We start from the raw sequence: 11,512 nt of genomic DNA on the forward strand, positions 1-11,512 counted from the left end.
TCATATCGGCTAATCACTCCAAATCTTGAGTAATTTAAATTAATGCCGACCTACTAAAAAAGCATAGTAGTCTAATCAAATGAGTAAAAAAATGCGCTTGCTTAAGAACTGTGCAAGAACTTACCAAAATATGATACACATTTCACTATTGTTATTATAATAACATTGAACCCGCATTCATAATCATGCAGTGAGCCCAATGAAAAAAAACGATTTCACTCAAGAAACGAACTACCTTGAAACAATACAAAACTACATCACTCCTTTTTGGGAGAAGCGTCAGCATGGTTTTTTCCAAGGTGAAAAAGAAACTCAACTTCATTGGGTGAGCTTTACTAGTCCCAACAATCATAAAGCCATTATGATTGTTAATGGCCGCATTGAAAGTGTGTATAAATACCAAGAACTGTTTTATGACCTTTTTTCCCAAGGTTATGACATTTATTCATTTGATCATCGTGGGCAAGGTCTATCTGACCGATTAACAGAAAACAGTGATATTGGTCATATCGAAGATTTTAATGATTATGTGTTAGATCTAAATAACATGACTCAACATCTGATCACGCCTGAGCATTATCAAGATTGCTATTTACTCGGTCACTCTATGGGTGGAGCCATCGCCACACAATACGTAGAGACTTACTCACATCCATATTCAGCATTAGCGTTAAGTGCCCCAATGCATGGCATTCATATTGAACCGTGGTTAAAACCCATAGCAGGTACGGTAAGTCACTATTTAAGTCGTTGGGCTTCACAGCCTACTTATGCATTGGGGCAAGAACCTTATCATGCAAAGCCTTTCCTCAATAATACTCTAACCACTAGCGAGATCCGTTATCAGTGGTTTAGAGCGCTGTATGCCTCAAAACCAGAACTGCAAATTGGTGGTCCAAGTAATCACTGGGTGAATCAAGGACTAAAAGGGTCAAAACGCTGTATTGAACAAGCTGCATCTTGTGTTATTCCAACCCTATTATTACAGGGAGAAAATGACCGTATCGTCGATAATAATGCACACATCGCCTTTCAGAAAAAAGCAGCCAATTGCCAGCTCATCACAATTAAAAATGCAAAGCATGAACTTCTGTTTGAATCCGACACGTGTCGAAATCAAGCACTATCCGACATCCTCACTTTCTTTTCCCAACACTCTAAATAATTAAAGCGTGACACCCCACCAAAGAAAAAAGAGGAAGGCTAATATTGTTATCTTTACCCTCTTTTTTCTTTATAAAGTCACGTAAACTAAATTCAGTTGACTTCGAGTCTATTCTTTTCTTTTCCTCTGAGGCTTTATGATTACTATTGTTGCATCTGATCTTGACGGCACACTGCTTACTCCAGAACACAAAATTGCTGATTTCACTAAAAAAACACTGAATAAACTGCACCAACAAGAATTAACGTTTATTTTTGCCACTGGTCGCCACCACATTGATGTTGGCAATATTCGTAATGATGTGGGCATCCCTGCTTACATGATCACGTCAAATGGTGCTCGTGTTCATGATATGGATGACAATCTTATTTATAGTAAGAATGTTCCTGAAGCATTAATTCCTCAAGTTATCGACCTTTTAAAACATGATGAAAAACTGTCTATTCACATGTACTCAGACGACAAATGGTTCTTAAACCAAGAAGATGAAAAGCTAAAAGAATTTCATGACAATGGGTTCACTTACACTTTATTTGATGTGAATAATCCACCAGTAGAGAACATGGCAAAAATATTTATCACCATGCCTGAGCATGAATATTTAGTCCAATATGAAGACCTATTAAAAGCACAGTTTGGTGATCAACTCATGGTGGCATTCTCTACACCTTGGTGTTTAGAAGTGATGGCATCTGAAGTATCAAAAGGCGCAGCATTAGAAGCGGTTGCTAAATTATTAGGTAAGACATTAGAGAACTGCATCGCTTTTGGTGATGGTATGAATGACTATGAAATGTTGAGCATGGCAGGCAAAGGCATTGTGATGGGTACATCGCATGAGAAAGTAAAAAAAGCATTACCAAATAATGAGGTTATCGGCTCATCTGCCGACGAAGCCGTTGCTCATTACTTAGAAAATTTACTACTAAAATAAGCTTATAGACAATTTGGCCTATCATAGGCAAAATGGTTAACTGTTATTTAAAAACAAATAGTTATACAAGCCAGATTAAAAACCATCAAATCTAAAAAAGCCAGATACGTGATAATACGCACCTGGCTTTTTTATGTTGATATCAATCTAGACAACTAGTTGCTCTGATTATTTTTTCTTCGCTCTTGGGTGCGCTTGGTCATACGCTTGAGCAAGGTGTTGAAAATCTAAATGGGTATATATTTGCGTAGTAGAAATATTTTCATGCCCAAGTAATTCTTGAACTGCTCGTAAATTACCACTCGATTCAAGCATGTGCGTTGCAAATGAGTGACGTAATTTATGCGGACTAATATGACTATTTACCCCTTGTTTCATTCCCCACTCTGCCATGCGCTTTTGCACATTTCGATGCGAAATACGAACGCCCAACTTAGAGACAAACAATCCAGTTTCTTCTGGTTTTGCTAGTTGATTTCGAACTTGTAACCAATGCCCTAACCACTCTTTTGCTTGGCCAGAAAAAGGAACTTTACGCTCTTTATCGCCTTTACCAATAACTCGTAATTCACCTTGGCGTAATTGAATATCACGAACATCAATGCCCACTAATTCAGCCAAACGTAAACCAGCGCCATACATCAATTCCATCATGGCACGATCTCGAATCGATAATGGATCATCTTCGTTTACTTCAAGTAATTGCCCCATTTCATCCACGTCGATATTTTTTGGTAATGGACGAGATTTACGAGGTGCAGAAACCCCTTTCGCGGGATTTGCCGCTAATACGTTACGTAATACCAGAAAATCAAAAAAACTGCGCAATGAAGATAATCGAGTGGATAAGCTACTCGCTTTCAATCCCTCTCGCATTCCTTTACTGGTAATTTGACGCACCCAACCCGCATCGACGTCTTGCCAAGACTCTACGCCTAACTCAACCAGTTGCTCAGCAATCGTGGTTAGTTGGCGTTTATAACTACGCTGAGTATAAATACTTAAGCCTTTTTCATTACGTAAGAATTCATAAAAGGCATCAAGATGTTTTGAATATTGAAGAGGAAGTACATCACTCATGAGAAGATTTCGACCATTGCATTAATAAATAATGGAAAACACTAACCAGCTGTTCTAAAAATAAGGTATCCATATTTGGCTCGAAATGCCGACCATCACGGCTAGCAAACGCCATTACCCCAATAGATTGAGATTGACCTAATGGAAGGATAGCAAACGAGCCTAATTCTGCACTTGAGTGGTCAAGCCCACCATAGGCCAATAAGCTATCACGCTCAGCCTTACGTAAGCGGCCTAAATACGCAGAATGTCCATTCAAAAACTTTTTAATAAAATTATCGAGTGCAGTTTTATCGACATGATACTTAGGATGAGAATGATCAATGATTTTAATATGCGCGGTTAAATCTAGAGAAAGCGCTTTCTGCTCAATGATTTTTGCTGCTTGAGAAAAATTCTCACACGCGAGTAATTGTTTTTGTACATTAGCAAAATCATGAAATAAACGATCGTTCTTTGCTGCAAGTGACATCAGTTGAGTGATTTCTTCTTCTAAATCACCAATACGATCACGCAATTTACTGACTTGTACTTCAACTAAAGAAACCACGCCTCGTTCAGGCGTGTCTACTTTAATTCGCCCAAGTAATTCCGGATGCTGCTGAAAAAAATCAGGATGGTCCATTAAAAATTGAGCAACAACATCCTCAGTTAGCTGAGTAGGTTGCGGCTCGATTGGTGTTACATCATTCATATTGATAATTGACCATCATAAACATGAGCAGCAGGACCAGTCATAAACAACGGGTAGCCAGGACCTTTCCATGAAATCTGTAAATCACCACCAGGCAAAGAAACTTTAACGTCTTCTCCTAATAACTCTTGCATGATACCGATAGCAACCGCACCACACGCACCACTTCCGCACGCTTGAGTCTCGCCAGCACCACGTTCATAAACACGTAATTTCACTTCATTTGGCGATACGATTTCCATAAAGCCTGCATTCACACGCTCAGGAAAACGTTCATGGCCCTCAACTAACGGTCCGTATTTATCAACGTCATAATTATCAACATCATCCACCACGGTGACACAGTGTGGATTCCCCATACTTACCGCACCACAGAAAAGCGTTTTATCTTCTGCACGCAATAAATAGGTTTTCTCAGCTTGAGTTGCTTTAAATGGAATTTTATTTGGCTCAAATACTGGCTCACCCATGTTTACGGTTATTTGATCATCATCTTCCACTTTTAAGGTCATTTTGCCTTTTTTGGTGCTAACCGAAATACTGATTTTATTGGTTAGGCCTTTCATTCGTACGAAACGAGCAAAACAACGAGCGCCATTACCACACTGCTCTACTTCGGTGCCATCTGCATTAAAAATACGGTAGTGAAAATCAGTTTCAGGATCATAGGGAGCTTCAACCACCAATAGCTGGTCAAAACCAATACCACGGTTACGATCCGCTAGGCGACGGATTAAATCTGGTGAAAAGAAAATATTTTGAGTTAAGCAGTCAACCACCATAAAGTCATTGCCAAGCCCGTGCATTTTAGAAAAATGAAAGTGCATAGTTGTTCTTCTTTTTTATATTTTTAGGTTGAATACCAAAAGAGCAAGTACCCTTAAGCTCCTTGCTCTTTAATCTAAGTTAACTTGGTAAGATGGATTCTAGTTCCCATAAAGAACTTAACTCTTCTCGCTTACGAACGAGATGAACTTGGTCCCCATCGACCATTATTTCTGCGGCGCGAGTACGTGTATTATAGTTTGATGACATCACAAAACCATAGGCTCCAGATGAACGAACAGCAAGCAAGTCATCAGCTTCGAGAACTAAGTCACGGTCTTTACCTAAGAAATCGCCCGTTTCACAAATAGGACCCACTAAATCATAGCTTTGCGCTTCACCTTCACGAGGTACCACAGGCACGATATCTTGCCATGCTTGATATAACGCAGGACGCATTAAATCATTCATTGCGGCATCAATAATGGCAAAGTTTTTATGTTCCGTATGTTTTAGGAATTCAACTTTAGTTACCAAAATACCTGCATTGGCGGCAATAGCACGACCCGGTTCAAAAATAAGCTCTAAATCTTCACGACCGACTAAACGACTTAATAAAGCAGTTGCGTATTCTGATGGTTGCGGCGGTAATTCATCACGATAAACCACACCTAAGCCACCACCCACATCAAGATGACGAATGTTGACACCTTGTGCTTTTAAATCATCAATTAACGCAAGAAGACGATCAGTCGCATCGATGAACGGAGTAATATCTGTTAACTGAGAACCGATATGACAATCAATGCCTTGGATATCTAAATTCGATAGCGTTTGTGCAAATTTATACACTTCAGGTGCACGATCAAACGCGATACCAAACTTATTATCACGCAGTCCTGTCGAAATATAAGGGTGTGTTTTAGCATCTACATCTGGATTGATACGCAGTGAAATAGGCGCAATTACCCCCATTTCAGCAGCAACTGCATTTAAACGCTCAAGCTCTGGCTCTGATTCAACATTGAAGCATTTAATTTTTAGTTCTAATGCTCGGCGCATTTCATCAGCCGTTTTACCAACGCCAGAAAACACCACTTTAGTTGGATCGCCACCGGCAGCCACAACACGCTCAAGCTCACCTTGAGACACAATATCAAACCCTGAACCTAGACGGGCAAGTGCATTTAACACGCCGATATTTGAGTTCGCTTTTACGGCGTAACACACAAGGTGAGGTTGCTCACCAACCGAGCTATCAAATGCATTCCAGTGGCGCTCTAATGTCGCGCGAGAATACACATACAATGGCGTACCATACTGCTCAGCTAATTGTGCAACCGGTAACTCTTCAGCCCAAAGTTGTCCATCATCCTTATAATTGAAATAATCCAATGTCGTCTTCCTTGTCTAGTTCTGTGTTTATTAGTCAGTGATTATTCAACTACACTGACTACAAATAAATTATTCTGCTACTTCTGTTTTTGGTGCGTCATCTGCCGGCATATATAACGCCCCAGTTTGACCGCAACCTGCCAGTGCCAAGACACTCAATAGCATTAACGCCATCACTCTTTTTTGCATAAGATTTTACCATTAGTGTTAATATCTGGTTATGCTCTCTATAATCGCACCACAGCCAAGAAAAGCAATAGGATAAATAAGATGAATAACACTGAATTTCACGAGCTAGTCGATGAAAAACTGCAATTAATCGAAGATATGATTGATGAATCTGGTGCAGATATTGAACCAGTAATCACGGGTAACGTTCTAACACTAGAATTTGAAAACCGCAGCCAAGTCGTGATCAACAAACAAGAACCAATGCACGAAATCTGGTTAGCGTCAAAATCTGGCGGCTTCCACTTTGCTTATACTGATGAGAAATGGACATGTTCTAAAACGGGCATGGAATTTATCGAAATGGTAAAAGAAGAGTGCCAAAAGCACGCAGACGAAGATATTGAATGGGCTTAACCATTAATGTATTTCAAGCTCCCTTGACTCATTCAAAGGAGCTTATTCGCCCCTTCCCAATACAAAATATCAATCTCTTGCTACGCTAAAAAATCGTTTCTGATTATTCTCAACAAAGGAGTGCTGATGAATAAGACACACGCCCTAATTAAAATAAGTGGTTCCGCACTACTCGCTTTCTCTCTTTCTGGTTGCTCTGTAAGCCCTAATTACGACAAATCGGTCGGTGAAAAAAACTCACTGGTGATTGAGCAGCAAATGGGGTTATACAATAATGAATCACTCGATCAATATGTAAAGCAAGTCGGGGCTCGTTTAGTTTCTAATCTTGAATCTCCTCAATTTGATTTTAAATTTGAAGTCGTTGATGATCCTGTGCCCAATGCATTCGCTCTGCCAGGAGGCTATATTTATATTTCTCGCGGCTTATTAAATCTGATGAACAACGAAGATGAACTCGCCTGCGTATTAGCTCATGAAATTATTCATGTCACAGAAAGACATTCGATACAACAAATGAAACGCAGTATTCTGCCTGGGATAACCCAATTACCCGGAAATATCGTAGGCAGCGTCATCAATGAAGATTTAGGCAATCTAATTAATACCCCTTTTGCTTTTAGCAGTAGCCTTTTAATGGCCAATTACAGTCGTTCTCACGAAACAGAATCTGACGATCTCGGTGTCGAATTAACAGCAAAATCTGGGTATGACCCAATGGCTATGGGCGTTATTTTAACCCGTCTAAATAATGCGGTAGAATTTGAAACTCAAAAAGAAACAGAAAAGAGCTACTTTGATAGCCACCCTTACACTCCAGAACGCGTCAGTCATGTTGATCAATCAGCAAGTAGATTAAGCCTAATCTCAAAGCCATCTATTCACCCTGACTTTCTAAGTCAACTCAATGGGTTAGTTGTTGGCAGTAATCCAGAAAATGGCACATTTAATGATTCCCTTTTCTTACAGCCTACGATGGGCTTCACCATTACTTTCCCTAAAGAGTGGCAAACCATTAATCAACCTCAAGTGGTCGCTGCCATTAATGACACACAAGATGGCTTTGTTGCTCTATCTGTTACTGAGCCAAAATATACCGCAGAACAAACCGCGCATCGATTCAGCCAATATTTAGAACAAAAATACAATTACGCCGCACAAGTAAATACCGTCGATTTACCGTGGGGAGCGAGCATGTATAACGTGCAATTAGTTGATGATAGTGCGGATAAAAAAGCCTTCATCAATCAATATTGGTTAGATTTTAATGACATGACTTATCAGATCTTAACGTTGAGTACTGATAACAATAAAGATGAAATAACGTCATCTGCGACCTCATTACAACCTATAACCAACCAGCAAATTGCAACCATCACTCAACAAGAAATAACAGTTGTCACTGCTCGTAATGGTGAAAACCTAAATACGTTAACCAAGCGTAATAACTCCCAATTATCAACTAAAGGGGTTGCTGTATGGAATGGTTTAAAAGAAAACACGCCATTACAACAAGATCAAAAAGTAAAAATAGTCGTCACTCAACCTTATAAAAAATAAAAGTGTCGATAAATAAAAAAGGGCCTCAATATCATATTGAGACCCTTCTATTTTTCGTTGTTATAACGGCTTAATTACGCACCAATACCTGCATGACGTAACATTGCATCCACTTGCGGCTCACGACCACGGAAACGTTTGAACAGTTCCATTGGCTCTTCACTGCCGCCCATTTCAAGAATATTATTCAAGAAGCTTTGGCCCGTTTCTGTATTAAAAATGCCTTCATCTTCAAAACGAGAGAACGCATCGGCTGATAATACTTCTGCCCATAGGTAGCTGTAATAACCCGCACCGTAACCGCCCGCAAAAATATGACCGAAGCTGTGAGAGAAACGGTTCCACTCAACACTTGGTAATACCGCCACTTTCGCTTTTACTTCAGCTAGCGTTTCTAATACTTTTGCACCTAAATCAGGATCGTAATTTGTGTGCAGCGTGAAATCGAACATGCCGAATTCTAGTTGACGCAAAATAAACATCGCTGATTGGAAGTTTTTCGCAGCAAGCATTTTATCTAGCATCTCTTTTGGTAGCGGCTCACCCGTTTCATAGTGACCAGAGATAAACGCCAACGCTTCCTCTTCATAACACCAGTTTTCTAAGAACTGACTTGGCAATTCAACCGCATCCCAAGGCACGCCATTGATACCAGACACTGACGCAACATCAATTTGCGTTAGCATGTGGTGAATACCGTGACCAAATTCGTGGAATAGTGTTACCACTTCATCATGAGTAAACAATGCAGGCTTACCACCAACAGGCTTACTGAAGTTACAGGTTAGGTACGCCACTGGCGTTTGTAGTTCACCATTTTCAGTAATACGACGCACACGACACTCGTCCATCCATGCGCCACCACGTTTGTGCTCACGCGCGTATAAATCTAGATAGAAGCTACCACGCAATATATTGGTAGAATCAAAGATATCAAAGAAACGCACTGACTCATGCCATACGTCAACGCCTTCACGTTCAACCACTGTCATACCAAATAGACGGTTTAAGACCTCAAATAGGCCAGATACTGCTTTTGATTCAGGGAAGTAAGGACGTAGTTCTTCATCAGAGATTTGGTACAGCTTTTGTTTTAGCTTTTCTGAGTAATAAGTCACATCCCACAGATCTAACTCATCAATATCAAACTCTTCTTTTACAAATGCTTTTAGCTCTTCAACTTCGCGCTCACCTTGTGGTTTCGCTTTAGCCGCTAAATCATTTAAAAAGCCCAGAACTTGCGTTGGGCTTTCTGCCATTTTTGTCGCTAATGATTTTTCACTATAAGAAGCAAAACCCAATAAACGTGATACTTCATGACGAAGTTGTAGCTCTTCAGAAATTAAATCAGTGTTATCCCACTTACCGGCATTTGGACCGCGATCCGATGCACGAGTCACGAACGCTTCATAAATTTCACGACGCAGTGGTTTATTATCAGCATAAGTCATGATTGGAATGTACGATGGCATTTCTAGTGTCAGTAACCAACCGTCTAACTCTTTCGCTTCTGCCGCGGCTTTTGCTGCTGCCATTGCTGATTCTGGTAACCCTGATAATTCAGCTTCATCAGTAATGTGTTTTGACCAACCCATGGTTGCATCAAGCACATTATTGCTGAAATTTGAGCTTAATTCTGAAGTACGCTTACTGATCTCACCGTAACGCTTTTGTTGATCAGCAGGTAAACCAATGCCTGATAATTCAAAATCACGCAGCTCATCAATGATTGTTTTTTGTTGAGCTTGAGATAAGGTTACAAACGCCTCGCTCTCTTTAATTGATTTATACGCTTCGTACAGTCCTTTATTTTGACCAACCCATGTACCGTACTCAGATAATGCAGGTAAACACGCTTCATACGCTTCGCGTAATTCTTCACTGTTTTGCACTGAATTCAAATGACTCACTGGTGACCAAATACGACTTAGACGATCATCGGTTTCTGCTAGAGGAATAATAATACTCTCCCAACTTGGAGCCGCGTCAGACGCCAATACTTCTTCCACTTTAGCGCGACAATCAGCAATGGCTTGTTCTACCGCTGGCTGAATGTGTTCAGGCTTAATTTGAGAAAACAGCGGTAAATCAGTAAAGGTAAGTAACGGATTAGACATATTCATTCCTTTTCTATTTTTCGTTTTTAGGATCGGCTTATCCCTTAAAGATGGTGCTTAATGGATAAAATTTCAATGGCTGATGCAAGAGTACACACATTGAGCTATAAACTTGGGTATAATCATGTGATTCCAATAGTGAGAGTTCATCCATGCTAAGTTATCGTCACAGTTTTCATGCAGGCAACCATGCCGATGTGGTTAAACACATTGTACAAAGCCTTATCCTTGATTCATTAACGCAAAAAGATAAGCCATTTGTTTATCACGACACCCACTCAGGGGTTGGTCGTTACGACTTAACGCATGAATGGTCTGAAAAAACCGGCGAATACAAGCAAGGTATCGCTCGCATCTGGGAGCAAACTGATCTTCCTGAAGAGATCACAAGCTACCTAAATGCCATCACTGAATTAAACGACGGTGAAGAACTGCGTTACTACCCAGGCTCACCACGTGTTGGTCGTGCTCACCTGCGTCGTCAAGACCGCATGGTATTAACCGAGCTTCACCCTGCCGATCACCCTCTGCTTGAGCAAGAGTTCCACCGTGATCGCCAAGTGTCTATTTATAAAGAAGACGGCTTTGCACGATTAAAAGCAAGTCTTCCACCAAAAGAGCGCCGAGGATTAGTCCTAATCGACCCACCTTATGAGCTTGCAAAAGAATATTACGATGTCGTTAACGCTATTGGCCAAAGCCACAAGCGCTGGGCAACAGGCATTTATGCGATTTGGTATCCAGTGGTTAATCGTTGTGACATCGACGATATGATTAAAGGACTTAAAAAATTAGATATCCGTAACATTCTACAAATTGAGTTGGGTGTTTCTGCAGATACTAACGAGCGTGGCATGACAGCATCTGGCATGATCGTCATTAACCCACCGTGGAAATTAGAAAGCCAAATGAACACTATTTTGCCTTTCTTAAAAGAAGCAATTGCACCAGCAACAGGTCACTTTAAAGTTGAGTGGATTGTTCCAGAATAAAAAATAAGGGTTCAGGCCGGTCGCAAGCTCCCTCAAAGGATTCAGGAAAAGCAGATAGCATTGCTCAGTTTTATCTCCTTCCTGAAACCTGCAAGCGAAGCGACCTGAAACCTAGTAGACCTTGAAAAAGAAAAATTTGGTCGCATTTCATACATAGTATGTAAAAAAATTAATACCAATGTAATTAATTAGATGAACTATTTCTTACGCAGGAAAATCACTTAA

11 protein-coding genes are annotated in these 11,512 nt (G+C 40.3%); 5 read left to right on the plus strand and 6 right to left on the minus strand.

Annotated features, from left to right (window positions below):
- Window positions 1–199: 199 nt before the first annotated feature.
- Window positions 200–1,165: an alpha/beta fold hydrolase gene (locus tag BTO23_RS20415; RefSeq protein ID WP_060994018.1), complete on the plus strand. Its 966-nt coding sequence runs from the start codon at window positions 200–202 to the stop codon at window positions 1,163–1,165.
- A 136-nt stretch (window positions 1,166–1,301) separates the two neighbouring features.
- On the plus strand, window positions 1,302–2,099 hold the full coding sequence (locus BTO23_RS20420) for a Cof-type HAD-IIB family hydrolase (RefSeq protein WP_105064425.1): 798 nt from the start codon (window positions 1,302–1,304) through the stop codon (window positions 2,097–2,099).
- Window positions 2,100–2,267: 168 nt separating this feature from the next.
- Here BTO23_RS20420 and xerC read toward each other — a convergent pair whose 3' ends face one another.
- The 5 genes from xerC to lptM all read right to left on the minus strand — a co-directional run bounded on the left by xerC (window position 2,268) and on the right by lptM (window position 6,222).
- The gene (gene xerC / locus BTO23_RS20425; protein ID WP_060994020.1) at window positions 2,268–3,179 is read right to left on the minus strand and encodes a tyrosine recombinase XerC; all 912 of its coding nucleotides are present in this window, start codon (window positions 3,177–3,179) and stop codon (window positions 2,268–2,270) included.
- Complete coding sequence (locus tag BTO23_RS20430; protein WP_105064426.1) at window positions 3,172–3,873, minus strand: DUF484 family protein; 702 nt, start codon at window positions 3,871–3,873, stop codon at window positions 3,172–3,174. The genes xerC and BTO23_RS20430 overlap by 8 nt, the downstream gene beginning before the upstream one ends.
- A complete protein-coding gene (gene dapF / locus BTO23_RS20435; RefSeq protein WP_060994022.1) occupies window positions 3,870–4,700 on the minus strand; it encodes a diaminopimelate epimerase in 831 nt (276 codons plus the stop codon). The genes BTO23_RS20430 and dapF overlap by 4 nt, the downstream gene beginning before the upstream one ends.
- Before the next feature lie 79 nt (window positions 4,701–4,779).
- Window positions 4,780–6,033 (minus strand): diaminopimelate decarboxylase, encoded by a 1,254-nt coding sequence (lysA, locus tag BTO23_RS20440; RefSeq protein ID WP_105064427.1) that lies wholly within the window; start codon window positions 6,031–6,033, stop codon window positions 4,780–4,782.
- Window positions 6,034–6,102: 69 nt separating this feature from the next.
- The gene (lptM, locus tag BTO23_RS20445) at window positions 6,103–6,222 is read right to left on the minus strand and encodes an LPS translocon maturation chaperone LptM (protein WP_105064428.1); all 120 of its coding nucleotides are present in this window, start codon (window positions 6,220–6,222) and stop codon (window positions 6,103–6,105) included.
- An 81-nt stretch (window positions 6,223–6,303) separates the two neighbouring features.
- Between lptM and cyaY the strand changes: the two genes are divergently transcribed.
- Entirely contained in the window at window positions 6,304–6,618 is a 315-nt protein-coding gene (cyaY, locus tag BTO23_RS20450; protein ID WP_060994024.1) for an iron donor protein CyaY, read from the plus strand.
- Window positions 6,619–6,744: 126 nt separating this feature from the next.
- Window positions 6,745–8,178, plus strand: a complete 1,434-nt coding sequence (locus BTO23_RS20455; RefSeq protein WP_105064429.1) for a M48 family metalloprotease — start codon at window positions 6,745–6,747, stop codon at window positions 8,176–8,178.
- A gap of 74 nt (window positions 8,179–8,252) precedes the next feature.
- Here BTO23_RS20455 and prlC read toward each other — a convergent pair whose 3' ends face one another.
- On the minus strand, window positions 8,253–10,295 hold the full coding sequence (gene prlC, locus BTO23_RS20460; protein ID WP_105064430.1) for an oligopeptidase A: 2,043 nt from the start codon (window positions 10,293–10,295) through the stop codon (window positions 8,253–8,255).
- Window positions 10,296–10,447: 152 nt separating this feature from the next.
- On the opposite strand from prlC, the gene BTO23_RS20465 reads away from it, so the two are divergent.
- Entirely contained in the window at window positions 10,448–11,287 is an 840-nt protein-coding gene (locus tag BTO23_RS20465; protein ID WP_061005491.1) for a 23S rRNA (adenine(2030)-N(6))-methyltransferase RlmJ, read from the plus strand.
- Window positions 11,288–11,512 lie beyond the last annotated feature (225 nt).

This window comes from Aliivibrio sifiae (genome assembly GCF_002954715.1).
Lineage (GTDB): Bacteria > Pseudomonadota > Gammaproteobacteria > Enterobacterales > Vibrionaceae > Aliivibrio > Aliivibrio sifiae.